General features: G+C 31.8%; 16 protein-coding genes. 14 read left to right on the top strand and 2 right to left on the bottom strand.

Annotation, left to right across the window (positions count from 1 at the left end):
* Positions 1-21 precede the first annotated feature (21 nt).
* From HNV10_RS05160 to HNV10_RS05130, 7 genes are all read left to right on the top strand, one after another.
* The gene (locus tag HNV10_RS05160; protein WP_173300285.1) at positions 22-750 is read left to right on the top strand and encodes an ABC transporter ATP-binding protein; all 729 of its coding nucleotides are present in this window, start codon (positions 22-24) and stop codon (positions 748-750) included.
* Positions 747-1,853: an ABC transporter permease gene (locus HNV10_RS05155; protein WP_173300284.1), complete on the top strand. Its 1,107-nt coding sequence runs from the start codon at positions 747-749 to the stop codon at positions 1,851-1,853. The genes HNV10_RS05160 and HNV10_RS05155 overlap by 4 nt, the downstream gene beginning before the upstream one ends.
* Positions 1,854-1,938: 85 nt before the next feature.
* Positions 1,939-3,060 carry an ABC transporter permease gene (locus tag HNV10_RS05150; RefSeq protein ID WP_173300283.1) on the top strand — a complete coding sequence of 374 codons (1,122 nt, stop codon included), beginning with the start codon at positions 1,939-1,941 and terminating at the stop codon, positions 3,058-3,060.
* 73 nt (positions 3,061-3,133) lie between these two features.
* Positions 3,134-4,747, top strand: a complete 1,614-nt coding sequence (locus HNV10_RS05145; protein ID WP_173300282.1) for a T9SS type A sorting domain-containing protein — start codon at positions 3,134-3,136, stop codon at positions 4,745-4,747.
* A gap of 135 nt (positions 4,748-4,882) precedes the next feature.
* The gene (locus tag HNV10_RS05140) at positions 4,883-6,340 is read left to right on the top strand and encodes an NAD(P)/FAD-dependent oxidoreductase (protein WP_173300281.1); all 1,458 of its coding nucleotides are present in this window, start codon (positions 4,883-4,885) and stop codon (positions 6,338-6,340) included.
* Positions 6,341-6,393: 53 nt separating this feature from the next.
* Positions 6,394-6,531: a hypothetical protein gene (locus tag HNV10_RS05135; RefSeq protein ID WP_173300062.1), complete on the top strand. Its 138-nt coding sequence runs from the start codon at positions 6,394-6,396 to the stop codon at positions 6,529-6,531.
* 1 nt (position 6,532) lies between these two features.
* Positions 6,533-7,006: a cytochrome C gene (locus tag HNV10_RS05130; protein ID WP_173300280.1), complete on the top strand. Its 474-nt coding sequence runs from the start codon at positions 6,533-6,535 to the stop codon at positions 7,004-7,006.
* An 89-nt stretch (positions 7,007-7,095) separates the two neighbouring features.
* Here the strand turns inward: HNV10_RS05130 and nadB are convergent, their stop codons facing one another.
* Entirely contained in the window at positions 7,096-8,679 is a 1,584-nt protein-coding gene (nadB, locus tag HNV10_RS05125; protein ID WP_173300279.1) for an L-aspartate oxidase, read from the bottom strand.
* 9 nt (positions 8,680-8,688) lie between these two features.
* Positions 8,689-9,684, bottom strand: coding sequence for a quinolinate synthase NadA (nadA, locus tag HNV10_RS05120; RefSeq protein WP_173300555.1), 996 nt, complete (start codon positions 9,682-9,684; stop codon positions 8,689-8,691).
* Between the two features lie 533 nt (positions 9,685-10,217).
* On the opposite strand from nadA, the gene HNV10_RS05115 reads away from it, so the two are divergent.
* The 7 genes from HNV10_RS05115 (at position 10,218) to HNV10_RS05085 (ending at position 19,093) form a co-directional block, all read left to right on the top strand.
* The gene (locus HNV10_RS05115; RefSeq protein WP_173300278.1) at positions 10,218-10,838 is read left to right on the top strand and encodes a DUF2202 domain-containing protein; all 621 of its coding nucleotides are present in this window, start codon (positions 10,218-10,220) and stop codon (positions 10,836-10,838) included.
* A gap of 159 nt (positions 10,839-10,997) precedes the next feature.
* A complete protein-coding gene (locus HNV10_RS05110; RefSeq protein ID WP_173300277.1) occupies positions 10,998-11,666 on the top strand; it encodes a DUF6799 domain-containing protein in 669 nt (222 codons plus the stop codon).
* Positions 11,667-11,729: 63 nt separating this feature from the next.
* Positions 11,730-12,602: a hypothetical protein gene (locus tag HNV10_RS05105; protein WP_173300276.1), complete on the top strand. Its 873-nt coding sequence runs from the start codon at positions 11,730-11,732 to the stop codon at positions 12,600-12,602.
* A 175-nt stretch (positions 12,603-12,777) separates the two neighbouring features.
* Positions 12,778-13,257 (top strand): DUF4405 domain-containing protein, encoded by a 480-nt coding sequence (locus tag HNV10_RS05100; RefSeq protein ID WP_173300275.1) that lies wholly within the window; start codon positions 12,778-12,780, stop codon positions 13,255-13,257.
* A gap of 3 nt (positions 13,258-13,260) precedes the next feature.
* Positions 13,261-14,568 carry a TolC family protein gene (locus HNV10_RS05095; RefSeq protein ID WP_173300274.1) on the top strand — a complete coding sequence of 436 codons (1,308 nt, stop codon included), beginning with the start codon at positions 13,261-13,263 and terminating at the stop codon, positions 14,566-14,568.
* Positions 14,569-14,622: 54 nt separating this feature from the next.
* Positions 14,623-15,702 (top strand): efflux RND transporter periplasmic adaptor subunit, encoded by a 1,080-nt coding sequence (locus HNV10_RS05090; RefSeq protein ID WP_173300273.1) that lies wholly within the window; start codon positions 14,623-14,625, stop codon positions 15,700-15,702.
* A gap of 196 nt (positions 15,703-15,898) precedes the next feature.
* Positions 15,899-19,093, top strand: a complete 3,195-nt coding sequence (locus tag HNV10_RS05085) for an efflux RND transporter permease subunit (protein ID WP_173300272.1) — start codon at positions 15,899-15,901, stop codon at positions 19,091-19,093.
* The last annotated feature ends 1 nt before the right edge of the window (position 19,094 follow it).

Raw genomic sequence — 19,094 nt, 5'->3', positions numbered from 1 at the left:
ACCCATTTTTGTGAAATTGATATGAGTATACACAACGTCATACAAGTAGAAGGATTAACCAAAAAATTTGGAGATTTTACAGCCGTAAATGCCATTTCATTTAAAGTTGAAAAAGGTGAGATATTTGGTTTTTTAGGAGCTAATGGAGCAGGGAAAACAACAGCTATGAAAATGCTTATAGGAATATCTATTCCATCATCTGGAAAAGCCACTGTTGCAGGTTTCGATGTATTTACCCATGCAGAAAGTATCAAAAAAAGCATAGGTTATATGAGTCAGAAATTTGCGTTGTATGACGATTTAACCGTTAAAGAAAATATTACTTTTTTTGGTGGAATATATGGATTGTCTAGAAAACGAATAAGACAAAAATCAGCAGTTTTAATTGAAGAATTAGGGTTAGAGAAAGTAGCCAACAAATTGGTTGGTGCTTTGCCATTAGGTTGGAAACAAAAACTATCATTTTCTGTATCTATGATTCACGACCCAAAAATTGTGTTTTTAGATGAACCAACAGGAGGCGTTGATCCAATTACCAGACGTCAGTTTTGGGAAATGATTTATAAAGCAGCTAACCAAGGAATTACTGTTTTTGTTACTACGCATTATATGGATGAGGCAGAATATTGTGATCGTGTTTCTATCATGGTTAATGGAAAAATAGAAGCTTTAGATACGCCAAAGAAATTGAAAGAGCAGTTTAAAGTGGCCAATATGAACGATGTGTTTTTAAAACTAGCTAGAGGATGAAACGTTTTATTGGCTTTGTAAAAAAAGAATTTTACCACATCTTTAGAGATAGACGCTCATTGTTTATTCTATTTGGGATGCCTATTGCACAAATTATGCTGTTTGGTTTTGCAATAACCAATGAAATCAACAACGTAGATATTGCAATTTTAGACCATTCAAAAGATACAAATACGGAAGAAATAATTAATAAAATTTCAGCTTCAAAATATTTTAGTATTAATCAATTTATAGACAAAGAATCTGATATTGAAACCATTTTTAAAAAGGGAAAAATAAAGGCAGTTTTAAATTTCGAAAAGGATTTTAGTAAAAATTTAATTAAAGACTATAAAGCTAATATTCAGATTGTCACAGATGCTACAGACCCAAATACAGCAAATACAATTAGTAATTATATTAATGCCATTCTTACTCAATATAACAAAGAACTAAATAATAAAGTCGCTTTCAGTTATCAAATTGTACCACAAACACGTATGGTTTATAATCCAGAATTAAAAAGTGTGTACATGTTTGTGCCTGGTGTAATGACCATTATTTTAATGTTAGTTTCCGCAATGATGACTTCCATTTCAATCGCAAGAGAAAAAGAGTTAGGCACAATGGAAATCTTATTGGTGTCACCTTTAAAACCATTTCAAGTTATAGTAGGTAAGGTATTTCCATATATTTTTCTATCTATAATTAATGCAATCGTAATTGTAGTGTTAAGTATTTTTATTTTTAAAATGCCAGTTTTAGGAAGTTTGGTTTTGTTAGGTTTAGAAAGTGTCTTATTTATAATAACGGCCTTAGCATTAGGTATTTTAATCTCAACCATTTCTGCTACCCAACAAACTGCAATGATGATTTCTTTGATGGGTTTAATGCTGCCTGTTATTTTACTTTCTGGCTTTATTTTTCCAATTTCGAGTATGCCTTTACCACTGCAAGTGATTAGTAATATTATTCCAGCAAAATGGTTCATCATTATAATTAAAGGCATTATGTTGAAAGGTGTTGGAATTCAATTTATATGGAAAGAAACCTTGATTCTAGTAGGCATGACCATCTTTTTCATTGGCATTAGTGTAAAGAAATATAAAATTAGATTGGAGTAAAAACAGTTAGAAATCTTTTATGGTTTTAAAAATCTAACAGGTATAAAAACTAAAAAAATAGATTCCCAGTTTTGTGGGAAATGTTATGAAAACAATTCTATACATCATACAAAAGGAGTTCAAGCAAATCTTTAGAAATAAAGGCATGCTGCCTATTATTTTTGTGATGCCAATTTTACAACTTGTCATTTTATCTAATGCTGCAACATTTGAAGTTAAGAATATTAAATTCGGTTTTATAGATAAAGACCATACATCTACATCTAGAGCTTTGGTTGAAAAATTTAATGCTTCAACTTATTTTGATGTGTTAACGGATTTTTCTTCAGAAGCACTAGCAAGTGCATCAATGCTAAAAGGAGAAGTGGATGTGTTACTAAATATTCCTCAATATTTTGAGCGTGATTTCCAAAAAGATAAATACAACACTTTAGGAGTTACAATTAATGCTATAGATGGAGCAGCGGCTGGCTTAGAAAATGTATATATTACACAAATAGTGCAACGTTTTAATCAAAATTTAAAGGTGGATTTGATGCAAATTACGGATCAACAAGTTCAAGCAATAAATATTGAAACCATCCCCTTATTTTGGTATAATGAAACTCTAAATTATAAAACCTTTATGGTGCCTGGTATATTGGTTTTATTAGTTACTATGATAACTTTGTTTCTATCAGGAATGAACATTGTTCGTGAAAAGGAAATAGGTACATTAGAGCAAATAAATGTCACACCAATTAAAAAAAGCCAGTTTATTATTGGGAAACTCTTTCCGTTTTGGGTCATTGGTATGGGTTTATTGACTGTTGGTTTAATTTTAGCAAAAGTCATTTTTAACGTGCCTATGATTGGGAGTTTACCACTTATGTATTTGTATACTTCTGTTTATATTCTTGTTGTTTTAGGGATTGGATTGTTTATTTCAAACTTTGTAGATACTCAACAGCAAGCCATGTTTATTTCGTGGTTTTTTATGGTTATTTTTATTTTAATGAGTGGTTTATTTACACCTATTGAAAGTATGCCAAAATGGGCACAAACCATAACAGAGTTTAATCCAATTAAATACTTTGTAGAAGTAATGCGTATGGTGATGCTAAAAGGTTCTAGATTTAATGATATACTTCCTCAACTTTCTAAAACAGCACTTTATGCGTTTGTTATGAATGGACTGGCTGTGTGGAGTTATAAAAAAACCGATTAACAAGTATTGTGTAACATAAGTAGCAATCATTTCTGTTGCTGTTAATTATCTTTATTAGTAAAAATTAATAAGGATGAAAAATAGAGTTTTAATTGCCATTTTTATAGGGTTTTTTTCCTTTTTCAGTTTATTTTCTCAAGAGCAATTTACAGTACAAATAGAACCATTAGTGATTTCAAATGCGCCAAACGTCCATTCATTTTCTTGGGGAAAAACTAGCAACGGAAAATGGATAATTTTAGGAGGTAGAATAGATGGTTTGCATCAAAGGCAACCATTTTCAGCATTTTTAGAAAATGACAATAACCAAAGTGTTTATGTTGTTGATCCAATGGCTAACCAAACATGGAATTCACCACTAAACGTTTTACAGGCATCTTTATTTGAGCAGTTACAGTCTACCAATCAAGAGTTTGTGCAAAGAGGTAATACTCTATATATTATTGGAGGTTATGGCTATAGTGCAACACAAAACGACCATGTTACTTATAATAAGTTAACTGCAGTAGATATTGATGGTTTAGCTAATGCAGTTGTAAATAATGCACCTATTGCATCCTATTTTAGGCAAATTACAGATGCAAATTTAGCAGTTACAGGTGGTCAATTGGGCTTGTTAAATGATGTGTTTTATTTATGTGGAGGACAATATTTTGAAGGACGCTATAATCCGCAAGGACCTAGTCATGGACCAGGATTTATTCAAAACTACACAGAAGAAATCAGAACGTTTGAAATTAACGATGATGGCACCAACCTTTCAATAGTAAACTACTCTGCTCAAAATGACACCAACAATTTACATCGAAGAGATTATAATATGACACCTCAAATTTTTCCAGATGGAACAGAAGGTTTTACTATGTTTAGTGGTGTTTTTCAGCATACAGCAGATTTACCTTGGTTAAATTCCGTTGATGTAAATTCTTCAGGATATACAGTAAATAATACATTTAATCAGTATTTAAGCCAATATCATAGTGCTAAAATTCCAATATATGACACCTCAAATAATGCAATGCATACCTTGTTTTTTGGTGGAATGAGTCAGTATAAATTAGACGCTAATGATAATTTAATTCAAGATGATAATGTACCATTTGTAAAAACCATCAGTAAAGTAACAAGGTTTAGTGATGGGTCTATGGTAGAGAGTAGTTTAGATATTGAGATGCCTACTTTTTTAGGCTCAGGAGCTGAGTTTATCCCATTAGAATCTAGCACTAATTTTTCTGAAAATGGTATTTTAGATATTAATAGTTTACCAAATGGTATTACACAAGTTGGTTATATTTTTGGTGGAATTGAAAGCACTCAAGAGAATATTTTCTTTATAAATAATGGCACCCAAAGCAGTGCAAGTAATTTAGCTTTTAAGGTTTTTATTAATAAAACTACACTTGGAATCGATGAGGTTGAATTAAATGAAGACACTATTTACAATTTAAAAATATTTCCAAATCCTTCTAAAAATCCTTTTACAATTGAAGTCTTTATACCTAATACCGAAAAAAGTACTATCAATGTTTATGATTTGTCTGGTAAAATTGTAAAATCAATGGTTTTAGAATTGTCTATTGGTATTAAAACTATTTCATTAGATTTAAAAGATGTGGCATCTGGAGAATATATATTAATTTTTGAAAACGGCAGAAAAAGTATAGAGAAACGGATAATAAAGCTATAACTGCCTAATACTTAATGTAACAAAAGTTACTATTCAACTGGTTTTAAAATTCAACCTTTACGATTGTTAAAAATGATATATATCATTTATAAAATCTAACTAATAAACTAATTTCACAACAACAAAATATAAGAAATGGCTAAAATAGTAATTTTAGGCGCAGGTATTTCTGGTCACGTAGCAGCTTCGCATTTAAGAAGAAAGTTATCTAAAACACACGAGGTATTAGTAGTATCGCCAAACAGCAATTATCAATGGATTCCATCAAATATTTGGGTAGGAATAGGCCGAATGAAATCTGAAAAAATCCTATTTCCGTTAGCACCTTTATATAAAAGAAAAGGTATTGGTTATAAACAAGCTAAAGCCATTTCTTTTCATCCTGAAGGTGATAGTACAGAATCAAAACCATATGTTTTATCAGAATATGTTGTTGGTGATAATAAAGGAAAACAAGAAAAAATAACTTACGATTACTTAATAAATGCAACAGGTCCAAAATTAAATTTTGAAGCCACAGAAGGTTTAATACCAGGAAAAAATAAAACCTATTCTGTTTGTACTTATACACATGCAGACCATGCTTGGGAAGGATTAAATGAAGTTATTCAACAAATGAAGGCTGGTAAAAAAGCTAAAATTCTTATTGGTACAGGTCATGCAAAATCTACTTGCCAAGGTGCTGCTTTTGAATATATATTAAATGTAGAACAAGAATTACGAAACCATAACGTACGTGATATGGCAGAAATAACTTGGATTGCCAATGAATATGAGTTAGGTGATTTTGGAATGGATGGTATGTTAATGAGTTATGGAGACATGATTATGAAGTCTAGTGAATTGGTGGAAATGATTTTTGAAGACCGAGACATTAAATGGATTATTGGTGCAGGTGTTAACAAAATTGAAGATGGTATTGCTCATTATGAAAATTTAGAAGGTGAGTATAAAACAGAAACTTATGATTTTGCAATGTTGATTCCGGCGTTTTCTGGTCATGGTTTTAAAGCTTATGATAAGAATGATAACGATATTACCGAAAAACTATTTAAAGGTTTTATGTTAGTAGACGCTGATTATACGCCAAAACCATATGAGGAGTGGACTGTACAAGATTGGCCAGAAACGTATCAAAATCCAAGTTATAATAACATTTTTGCACCAGGTATTGCTTTTGCGCCACCTCACACTATTTCTAAACCAAGAAAAAGTAAAAACGGAACTGATATTTTTCCGGCACCACCTAGAACAGGTATGCCTTCTGGTATAACAGCGAAGTTAGTGGCGGATAATATTATTGATACTATTAAAAAAGGCAAAATCTCTACTCATCATAAAGGGTCAATGGGTAATATGGGAGCTGCATGTATAGCTTCAGCAGGATTTGGTTTTTGGAAAGGAAGTGGAGTAAGTATAACGACTTATCCTATTGTTCCAGATTTTAAGAAATACCCAGATTCGCATGGTAGACATTTAGGGAAAACCTTTGGGTCTATTGGTTTGGCAGGTCATTGGCTTAAATTAATGCTACATCATGCCTTTATTTATAAAGCTAAAATGCGACCATTTTGGTGGTTGATTCCAGAATAGAATAATTATGAATTTAAGGTAGTTAGTAAAAAAGTAAATAATATTAAAGTCTTATGAAAAGAATATCACCAAGAATGCGTTTTAGAATGATGAATCCGTTTCTTCAGTTTTTCAAGTTTATAATTTTAAGCGTAAAAATTATGGTTATTGTAGCTGGTGGACATGGAGGGACAAGAGAAAAGGCTAAATAAAATGATAAGAAAGTTATTAATTGCAATTGTTGGTTTAAGTTTTTTAGGTTTTTGTTCTTGTAAAAGCGAAACTAAAAAAGAAACCCCTAAAACGGTAGAAGAAGAGGTTTTTAAATCTACAGCAATAGATGATGGTCGTGTTTCACTTAATTTAAATGAGATGCAGAAAAATCATCAACTTTCTAATATGAGAAGTCATTTAGAGGCCGTCCAAGAAATTACATTATTACTTTCTCAAGATGATTATGATAAAGCTTCAGAAATAGCTTATACAAAATTAGGTTCTACAACAGAGATGAAATTAATGTGTGCATCGTTTGGAGATAAAGGCTTTGAAAATTTAGGATTAGAATTTCATAAAAGTGCTGATGAAATGAGTGAAATTTTTAAAAAAAGAAATAAAGAAAAATCTCTTACTGCTTTATCTAATACATTAAACTATTGTGTGCAATGCCATGCAACTTATAAGCAGTAATATAAAAGTAAACTGATGTGGTTGTCAGTTTTTGGTTGGTTAGTAGAAAGGCATTTATAAGGAATTATAAGTGCCTTTTTCGTGTAAAATTAAACCAAATCTATATTATAAAAACCACCACAATTTTCATTACGCTTTTTAGAGAATTGTGTAATTAAATATGCTGTTGTAATTAAGTTTCGCAATTCGCACAAATCAGAAGATAATTCAGAATGGTCATACAATCTTTTATTATCTTCATATAAAACATGTAACCGTTTTTCGGCACGCTTTAAACGTTCGTTAGACCTTACAATACCAACATAGTTAGACATTATGGTTTTTACTTCGTTTGTATCGTGAGTAATTAGTATTTTTTCCATGTTTTTAATTACACCACTATCATTCCATTCAGGAATATGTTTTGGCATTTTAGTTTTTTCAAACTTTTTGCAAACATTTAAGTAAGCTCTATGTGCATATACCAATCCTTCTAATAGCGAGTTTGAAGCAAGTCTGTTTCCGCCATGTAAGCCAGTTCTTGTAACTTCTCCACAAGCATAAAGTTTTTTTATTGAGGTTTTAGCATTTTTGTTTACGTTGACACCTCCACAGATGTAGTGAGATGCTGGTACTACAGGAATAAAATCTTTTTCAACATCAATGCCTAATGAAGCACATTTTTCGGTAATATTAGGAAAATGGTCTTTAAACTTTTCCATATCTAAATGCGTGCAATCTAAATAAACATGTGGCGCTCCACTTTTTTTCAATTCGTTATCAATCGCTCTGGCTACAATATCTCTAGAGGCCAACTCTTCACGCTCATCGTAGTTATGCATAAACTTTTCGCCTTTATAATCTCTTAGCTTTGCTCCAAATCCTCTAACAGCTTCAGAAATTAAGAATGCTGGATATTCTCCTGGATTATATAATGCAGTAGGATGAAATTGGATAAACTCAACTTCAGAAATTTCTGCTTTAGCTCTATAGGCCATTCCTAATCCATCACCTGTAGCTACTCTAGGATTTGTTGTAGTTTCATAGACTTGGCCACTTCCACCAGAAGCTAGCATCGTAAATTTGCTAACAAATGTTTTTACAATAGATTTTTTTTCGTCTAAAACATAAGCGCCAAAGCAAGAAATTTTAGAATTTCTTTTAGTTTGCTTTTTATTCGCTTGGTGTTCTGTTATTAAATCAATAGCATAATGATGTTCTAAAAATTCAATATTTGGTTGTGTTTTAACTTTAGCAATTAAAGCACGTTCAATTTCGGCACCTGTTAAATCTGTATGATGTAAAATTCTATTTTGCGAATGTCCACCTTCACGACCCAAATCATATTCACCTTTATCATTTCTGTCAAATTTTGTTCCCCAATCGATGAGTTCTTGTAATCGTTTAGGAGCATCTTCGACAACCATTCTCACAACTTTTTCGTCACAAAGACCATCACCAGCAATTAATGTGTCTTCTATGTGCTGTTCAAAACTATCTAAAGTTTCATTAAAAACAGTGGCAATTCCACCTTGTGCATAATTGGTATTAGATTCACTAAGCTTGTCTTTAGTTACAATAATAATTTTAGCATCCGCGAATTTAATAGCGGTTTTTAAAGCAAAGGTTAAACCAGAAACTCCAGAACCAATAACTAATACATCTGATTCAAATATTTTTTTATCACTAACCATTTTATCGGTTTATTTTGAAAGCTCTAACATTCTGTTAATAGGAATTATGGCTTTTTTTGCTAATTCTGCATCAACTTCTATGCTTGGTAATTCATGTTTAAGGCATAGATACAGTTTTTTTAAAGTATTCATTTTCATAAAAGCACATTCGCTACACGCACAGGTATTATCTTCTTCAGCAGGAGCAGGTATAATGTGTTTCTCCGGATTCTCTTGCATCATTTGAAATAAGATGCCAGCTTCAGTTGCAACTATAAATTTTTTCTTATCACTATTTTTTACATAATTTAGAAGACCAGCTGTAGAACCAATATACTTTGCTACTTTTAACATATGAGCCTCTGATTCTGGATGTGCAATTAATTCTGCATCTGGATGTTCTTTAAAGAGATTCAGTAATTTCTCCATTGAAAAAGCTTCGTGTACAATACAAGCGCCATCCCAAAGCAACATATTTCGGCCAGTTTCCTTGTTGAGATATGCACCTAAATTACGATCTGGTGCAAAAATAACAGGTTGGTCTTGTGGTATGGAATCAATTATTTTTCTCGCATTAGATGAGGTGCAAACATAATCACTTAATGCTTTTATTTCTGCCGAACAATTAATGTAGGTAACAACCAAATGGTCTGGATGCTGTTTTTTAAATTCTGAAAATCTATCTGGAGGACAAGAATCCGCTAAAGAGCAACCAGCTAATAAATCTGGTAACACTACTTTTTTAGTTGGATTTAGGATTTTAGCGGTTTCTGCCATAAAGTGAACACCTGCAAAAACAATCATGTCTGCATCGGTTTTGGCAGCTTTTTGTGCCAATGCTAAACTGTCTCCAACAAAATCTGCAATCTCTTGTATCTCGTCAATTTGATAGTAATGCGCTAATAAAACAGCGTTCTTTTCTTTCTTTAATTTTTGTATCTCCTTTACATAATCTATATCAGGAGTTTCAATATCTAAATAGCCTTTTTTTTCAAGACTTGATTTTGCAATTTCTAAGGTTTTCATGGCATTGTAATTTCCAAAAAATATGAATATCAAATGTACTGAATTTTTAACTAAAGCGAATCAAAATAAATAGAATTTATCCTTAAAAAGCATTGGTTTTATTGAGGTTTTTCAATAACTGTTAAGTTATATTTTTTATAAAAATAAAAATCCTACTCTGCTTGGTAATATTGGTTACTTAGTTCTATTTTTTGTAAGTTTATTTTTGTAATATCAAATGGGTTTTAGGTTTTTTATTAATTTGATTAAGTAATAAAAAGAAATAAAATTTGTGCCCCAAAAAAACTCAAAATATTAAAGATTTATAAAGGTGAATTCTTTCTTATAATCAATTATCAGAATTTATAAAAACGATAGTTGTAATTGTTAGATTAGGAGACACTAGAAAAGTGAACTTATGAGGTTGTCAGTTTTTGGTTGGTTAGTTAAAAGGCATTTATAAGCAATTATAAGTGACTTTTTTGTGTAACTTAAGTTGCTGATAGCCTTAGGTTTATTGTCTAGTTTTATATGTGAATAAAAGTTTTAATAAAATGAAAGCATCACAATTATTCCGAGTAACTTCTATTTTAGTATTAATCTTTTCGCTAACGTTTTTTTCTGCTTGTAGTGATGATAATGATGATGATACAACAAACCAAACACTCTCATTAGAAGATAAAACTGCCTTGTTATATATGCTCGAAGAAGAAAAACTTGCCAGAGATACTTATATCTATTTAACTGATTTATGGTCTATAAATCAGTTTGCTAATATTAAAGACAGTGAGCAAGCACATATGAATATGGTCGAAGATTTATTAATTCAAAATAATATTGAATATGATATTCAACCTGCAGGTGAATTTGAAAACCAAACCCTTCAAAATTTTTATGATCAATTTGTAATTGATGGCGCTGTTAGTGTGGCTAACAGCATGCAAATAGGAGCAACAATAGAAGATGTAGACATAAAAGACTTACAAGTTTATTTAGATGTTACAACACATCCTGATTTAATAGTTGTATTTGAAAGTCTGCAATGTGGCTCAAGAAATCATTTAAGAAGTTTTATTCAAGGTATTGAGAATGGAGGTAATATTTATATACCGCAATTTATATCTCAAGATGAATTCGATTTAATTATTACAAGTAATCAAGAACAATGTAATTAATAATTGGTCAATTTATATTTTAAGCACTCTTTAGGAGTGCTTTTTTGTTTGTAATAATTGTAACATAACCCCTTTATACTTAGATGAACTGATAGATGTCAGTTCTTTAAATGATTCATTATTATATATTTATATATATGAATATTTAACTCGAGTAAAATGAAAAAAATAGTTTTAACTATAGCTTTTGTTGTTTTAGGGGCAACAGCTATAATCGCTCAAGAAAGAGATCAGGATAGAATCCAAGATCAAGATCGCACAAAACTTGTAATGGTTAATGGAGAAATGTTAGAAGTTAGAGAACGCGCTCATTTACGTTTACAAAATGATGTAACATTAAATGATGGTACAGTAGTAAGTGTAGATGGTACTTATTTAACAAAAGATAAGGACAGATTACGTTTAAAAGATGGACAATGTTTGGATAATGATGGAATTATGTATCGCAATGAATATCAGTATAGATACAAAATTCAACAAGAAAGTAAAGGATTAAATGAAGCTCAAGTTCAAGAAAGAAACCAAAATAGAGTTCACTATATGCTAGTTGATGGTGAAATGGTTCAAATTAGAAACCAATCGCAAAATAGATTACAACAAAAACTTAATCTTGACAATGGCACTACTGTAAATCCTGATGGTTCGTATCAAACAAGAGAGGGCAAAAAATTACAACTTCGAGAAGGTGAATGTTTAAATATGGAAGGTGAAATGTTTAAAAACACCTATCAACATCGTAAAATGGTGAATAAGAAAACAACAATGAAGAAAAAGGTTCAAAAAAAGCCTAAAATTCAAAAGAAAATCAATAAAAAGGGAACTAAATAGTTAATAACAAAAAAGGTTTTTGGTATAGTTCCAAAAACCTTTTTTTCTTAAACGTGCCTTATCATGAAATTCGAAACAATTAAATTTCTAATTGGAGTAATAGCATTTTTTTGTGTTGGTATAGTGATTGGTCAAAACGAAACGGAAAAAGATTCATCTTATATGTCAGTTGATGTTAATTTTATTAGTGACGCGGTTTTTATGGGAAGAAAAGATTCTATTTCTAATCCTTATCTATATCCTTCAGTTACCTATCATCATAAATCAGGATTTTATGGTACTGGTTCATTCTCATATCTTACTAAAATTGATGAAAGTAGAGTGGATTTGTTTTTGATTACTGTAGGTTTTGATTTCTCTATAAAAAAGTTTGAAGGTGATATATCTATTACTAAATATTTCTTCAATGAAGATAGTTATAATGTGATTTCTGAAGTTGAGTCAGACATTACAACTCAATTAATATATGATTTTAATGTTGTTAATTTAGGAATAGCTTCAAGTCTATATTTTAATTCAGATAGTAATTTAGATGTCTTTTTATCATCAGAAATTAGCCATGATATTGTTTCAAAAAATAAAAAATTTCAAATTTCACCAACAGCTGGCTTATATTTTGGCTCTCAAAATTTTTATGAGCAATATTATATAAACAACCGTTTTGGTAATGGTAGAGTTCAACACGGCCAAGGAAATAACAATTTAACTCAGACAACAGCAACCAATATTAATTTTACAGAAAGTGAAAAGTTTGGTCTATTGGCAATAGAGTTTAGTTTGCCAATATGGTATGTAAACGAACCATGGCTATTTTCATTTTTGCCTGCGTATGTTTTACCTCAAAACCCGGCAACATTAGCAGTAGATGATGCCGTTTTTGAAGAGGATTTAGAAAATTCATTTTATTGGGTTTTTGGTGTTACCTATCAGTTTTAATAAAGCTTAGTTATTCTTGGTTGTATTTAGTTGGGTCATAACAAGCCAAACTTTTTTATTTAGATACTTTATTTGTATTCAAAGTCTTATCCATATTAAAGTATATGACCAATATCATTGTAGCGTCTCTTTACAGTAGATACTTTTAATCGTAATTCACAATAGTATGAACACAATGAAAAAGTCTGTCAAATCAATTCGGAAACCTTTTTGGAATTTTATACTTAATGCAACGATGACCTTGTGTATGTCTGCAATTATTGGTATTGGGTTTCTAATTAAATATACCCTATTATCAGGTCAAGATAGAAAAGAGGTGTATGGACAAAATGTAGAACTTTATTTTCTAAATATGGACAGGCATCAATGGGGAATGATTCATCTTATTTTAGGTTTTGTGTTGTTTGGATTATTGATAATTCATGTTTTTTTACATTGGAAAATCGTAACAGCCGTTTACCAAAAATTGATAAAAGTAAAATGGACTAAAAGAATAATAGCTTTTGGTTTTGCAATTATATGTGCTTTATTAATTCTAGTCCCATTTTTTATAAAGCCAGAGATAGAGACAATTATAAAAGGAAAAGGACGCCAAGTAACATTGGTTACAAACTTCAATTTAACATTAAACTATGTTTGCATTGTAAAATTATAATTAATGAAAAAATATATTTACAAATCTCTATTTTTTTTAGCTCTCTCTTTGTCAGTGAAGGCTCAAAATGTTGTTTCCATTACTAAAACTGAAGTCTTAACTAAAGTTTCGGAGAACAACACCAGTATTAAAATTTCTGAAGAAGAGTTTAAACAAGCCAAAGCAGATTTTAGACAAACCAATGCTGTGTTTTTACCAAACATTACAGCTAGTCATACAGCTATAGCGACAACTAATCCTTTAATGGCTTTTGGTTCTAAATTAAATCAGGAAATTTTAACACAAAACGATTTTAATCCTGCGCTATTAAATGACCCTTCGCAGATTGAAAACTACGCAACTAAATTCGAAATTCAACAACCATTAATCAATTTTGATGGTATGTATCAACGTAAAGCGGCTAAATCTAAAATGGAAGCAATGTCTTTAAAGACGGAGCGCACACAAGACTATTTAGCTTTTGAAGTGGAGAAAGCATACATGCAATTGCAATTAGCTTATAAAGCAGTAGAAGTTTTAGAAACGGCTTTAGAAGCGGCAAATGCTAATAAAAAATTGGCGGATAATAGTTTTAAACAAGGGTATTTGCAACGTGCAGATGTGCTAAATGTTGAAGTACGTGTTACTGAGGTAAAAAATCAATTACAATCAGCAAAAAGCAATGTGCAGAATGCCTCAAATTATTTATCATTTTTAATGAATGATGAAAGTTATGTGATTTATACACCAACAGATGAGTTAGAGATTACAACAACTACAATTAATGATAAATCAATTTCCGAAAATCGTTCAGATATTAAAGCCATGCAATTAGCCTCTAACGCTTATGAAGCTATGAATAAAGCTGATAAAATGGCATTTCTTCCAAGATTGAATGCATTTGGTAGTTATGAGTTGTACGATGACCAAATTTTTCAAGCCGACGCTAATGGTTATTTATTTGGAGCACAATTAAGTTGGGATGTTTTTCAAGGGTCTAAACGTTTTGGAAAAGCCCAAAAGAGTAAAGCTGAATTTGAAAAATCTAAACTAGAATACAAGCAATATGTATCACAAAGTAATTTAGAATTAAACAAAGCGAAACGTGCATTTATGGATGCCGAAAATAAATTACAGTTAAACACTTTAGCCTTGGAACAATCTGAAGAATCTTTAAGAATTAGAACCAATAGATTTAAAGAAGGATTAGAAAAAACGTCTGATTTATTGATAGCTGAAACACAATATGCTCAAAAACAATTAGAGTATTATCAAACTATTTTTGAATACAATTACGCACAAGCTTATTTACAATTTTTAACTAAAGAATAATTTTTCCTGCAAGGTTTCTAAAACCTTGTAGGTGTCAACATAAAAACAATCAAAATGAAAAAATATATTTATTTACTAACGCTTACAGCAACAGCATTTTTTATAACAAGCTGCGGAAGTGAAGATAAAAAAGGAGTTGAAGATAATTCGCCAGCAATTGTTGTAAAAACCAGTCAGGTAGAAGCTAATACCAATAGTCCGTTTTTAGCGGTTAGTGGAAAAATTCAAGCTGCAAATAGTGCAGATTTAAGTACTAGAATGATGGGTTATGTAAACAAAGTACATGTTAATGTTGGTGATAAAGTACGTAAAGGACAATTATTAGTGTCTATTAATAATAGCGATTTGCAAGCCAAACGCGCACAAGTAAATGCAAGTATTACAGAAGCAACAGCTGCTTTTAATAATGCACAAAAAGATTACAATCGATTTAAGAATTTATTTGCAGAGAATAGCGCATCTCAGAAAGAAATGGATGATATGACGGCTAATTATGAAATGGCAAAAGCACGATTAGAATCTGCTAACCAAATGAAAAATGAAGTCAATGCACAATTTACATATAGTAATATTACAGCACCTTTTAACGGAACCATTACAAGTAAAAATGTAGAAGCTGGTAATATGGCAAATCCAGGCGCACCATTAATTAGTATTGAAACGCCAGGACATTTTGAAGTAATGGCCATGGTACCAGAATCTGAAATTTCTGCGATTAAAAAAGGAACTACTGTTGACGTATTGGTGAAATCAATTAATCAAACCTTAAAAGGACAAGTAGCCGAAGTAAGTACATCTGCCAAAAATACAGGCGGACAATATTTAGTAAAAATAGCATTAGACAAAACAGATGCTAACATTTTATCTGGCATGTTTACAACAGTGCAATTTCCTGTAGAAAGAAAGGCAGCGACAGCAATGGTTTTAATTCCAACGGATGCTATTATAACAAACGGACAATTATCTGGTGTATATACTGTAAGCCAAAGTAATACAGCATTATTACGTTGGTTACGTTTAGGAAGAACCTTTGGAGACCAAGTAGAAGTATTATCGGGTTTAAATGGAGATGAAGCTTATATCGTATCAGCAGAAGGAAAGCTATACAATGGTGCTAAAATCAGTGTTCAGTAAACAGTCGCAGTTTTCAGTATCGGGTCAAGTAAAATAAAAGAATAACACAAATAAGAGAAAGCAGTAAAAGTAACAGTTTTCAGTTTATCCCATAATGATTTTCCCCTTTGGGGAATTAAAGGGGCTTAAAAATATTATTAACTCAAAAAATCCCAAAACAGTTTTTCCCCTTTGGGGAAATTAAAAGGGGCCAATTATGAAAGAAGGAATCGCAGGTAAAATCGCCAAAGTCTTTATGCAATCGAAGCTTACAGTGCTTTTGATGATTGTATTTATGGTGGTTGGTGTATATAGTTCGTTTTTAATTCCGCGTGAAGAAGAACCGCAAATCGATGTGCCAATGGCAGACATTTTTGTAGGTTATCCTGGCGCAAGTCCTACAGAAGTAGAGTCTCGAGTTATTAAGCCTTTAGAGCAATTAATCTCAAATATTAAAGGTGTAGAATATGTGTATTCTACGTCTATGAAAGAGCAAGGTATGGTAATCGTACAGTTCTATGTAGGTGAAGATATTGAGCGTTCGTTTGTAAAGATGTACAACGAAATCAATAAACACATGGACCAAATGCCAGCTGGCGTTACGTTTCCTTTAGTGAAAACACGAGCTATTGACGATGTGCCAATGCTGGGTTTAACCTTGTGGAGTGAGAATTACGACGATTACCAACTCAACCAAATGGCTCAAGAATTAGAAGCCGAAATTAAAAAGGTAAATGATGTTGCTATTACCCACAAAATAGGAGGAAGAGATCGTCAGTTACGTGTGGTTTTAGATAAGGATAAGTTAGCAGCGAGCGGATTAGATTTCTTGTCGGTTTCCGAAATGATTAAGGCCAACAACAGTCAATTAAGTGCTGGAAGTTTTGATAAAAGTGATACAGAGTTTTTGGTAAACACTGGGAAATTTTTAGAATCGGTTACAGATGTAGAAAATATAGTGGTTGGTGTGCAACAGAATCAACCGATTTATTTAAAGCAAGTCGCCAAAATTATTGATGGACCAGAAGTACCTCAAAATTATGTGAGTTTAGGTTTTGGAAAAGGAAGTGAAGCATCTGCTGAATATAAATCCGAATATCCTGCAGTTACTATCTCTGTTGCCAAAAGAAAAGGCGCAGATGCTATGAAAATTGCAGAAGTAATCATTGATAAGGTAGACCATTTACGTACTACTTTAATTCCAGATGATGTCCATGTAGAAATCACAAGAAATTACGGAGAAACTGCATCTCATAAAGTATCAGAATTATTATTGCACCTTATAGGCTCTATCATTGCGGTAACCATTGTTGTAATGTTAGCCATGGGTTGGCGTGGTGGTTTAGTTGTATTTCTATCAGTGCCAATTACGTTTGCATTAACGTTGTTGAGTTACTACATGATGGATTATACGTTGAACAGAATCACCTTATTTGCTTTAGTATTTGTTACAGGTATTGTGGTCGATGATTCCATTATTATTGCCGAGAACATGCATAGGCATTTTAAAATGAAACGCTTACCATTTAAACAAGCCGCTTTATATGCCATAAACGAAGTAGGTAACCCAACTATTTTAGCAACGTTTACGGTAATTGCTTCTGTATTACCAATGGCTTTTGTTTCTGGTTTAATGGGACCATATATGGCACCTATGCCAATTGGAGCATCTATAGCCATGATTTTATCGTTATTTGTAGCGTTAACTATTACACCATATTTAGGTTATATTTTCTTAAGAGAGAAGGACAAGAAAGGTGAAGAAGAAAAACCTGAAAAAGCAATAGAAGACACGCTTATTTATAGAGTTTACAATAAGTTTGAAAGACCTCTTTTAGAAAGTAAAGGAAAACGATGGTTATTTTTATTGGGAACCTTCGCTGTATTATTAGGAACTATGGCATTGTTTTTTACCAATTCAGTTGCAGTGAAAATGTTACCTTTTGATAATAAGAATGAATTTCAGGTGGTGATTGATATGCCAGAAGGTACAACCCTAGAACGAACAGGTGTAGTTGCTCAAGAGATTTCTCAATATTTATCTAATAGACCAGAAGTGGTTAATTACCAAAATTATGTTGGGACGTCTGCACCAATTACTTTTAACGGATTAGTACGTCATTACGATTTGCGTGGCGGAAGTAATATGGCAGATATTCAAGTGAATTTATTGTCTAAAGAAGACCGTTCTGCGCAGAGTCATGATATTGCAAAATTACTACGTCCAGATATTCAGAAAATAGCAGCAAAATATAATGCCAATGTAAAGTTGGTAGAAGTACCACCAGGACCACCAGTATTGTCAACTATTGTTGCAGAAGTTTATGGACCTGATTATGATGAGCAAATTAGAGTAGCTAACAGTGTTCAAGATATATTAAAGAATACAGATGATGTTGTTGATATTGATTGGATGGTTGAAGATGACCAAACGGAATATCAATTTGATATTAATAAAGAAAAAGCGATGTTATACGGAGTTGCGCCACAACAAATAGCTTACACTATGAATATGGCATTATCTAATAGAGCAATAACTAATTTATATGATGAAGATGCTGTAAACCAAATTGGTTTGGTATTAGCTTTAGATGAAAAGGAGAAATCTACTATTACTGATATTTCGCAATTAAAGGTGAAATCTAAAATGGGAAATATGGTACCAATTTCAGATTTAGTAGATATTTCTCAAAATACTGCTGCAAAAAGCATTTACCACAAAAATCAAAAGCGCGTGGTTTATGTGATGGCTGATATGGCAGGAGAATTAGAGAGTCCAGCGTATGCCATTTTAGGAATGGAAAAGAAGTTGAAAGAAATTTCACTACCACAAGGCTATGAGATTAATGAGATGTATTTAGGTCAGCCTGAATTTGAAGATGATTATACTGTAAAATGGGATGGAGAATGGCAAATTACATTAGAAGTCTTTAGAGATTTAGGTATCGCCTTTTTAGGAGCCATAATCCTTATCTATATCTTAATTGTTGGATGGTTCCAAAACTTTAAAGCACCTGTAGTGATGATGGTGGCGATTCCATTGTCATTAATTGGTATCATTTTAGGACACTGGATAATGGGAGCATTTTTTACAGCAACTTCATTTATAGGGATGATTGCTTTAGCAGGAATCATGGTAAGAAATTCAGTATTACTAATAGACTTTATCAACTTAAGAACAGCTGAAGGTATACCATTAAAACAAGCAGCTATTGAAGCAGGAGCTGTGAGAACAACACCAATTTTACTAACAGCAGGAACAGTTGTTATTGGAGCATTTGTCATCTTGTTCGACCCAATTTTCCAAGGATTAGCCATTTCATTAATGGGAGGAACCATTGTGTCCACAGTATTAACATTATTGGTTGTGCCATTAGTGTATTATATGATAGAGAAGAAGAATTATAAGTAAG

It is taken from the genome of Winogradskyella litoriviva (assembly GCF_013249065.1).
GTDB lineage: Bacteria > Bacteroidota > Bacteroidia > Flavobacteriales > Flavobacteriaceae > Winogradskyella > Winogradskyella litoriviva.
The sequence above is the reverse complement of the archived record's forward strand: the minus strand, read 5'-3'. Positions and strand labels throughout refer to the sequence as shown.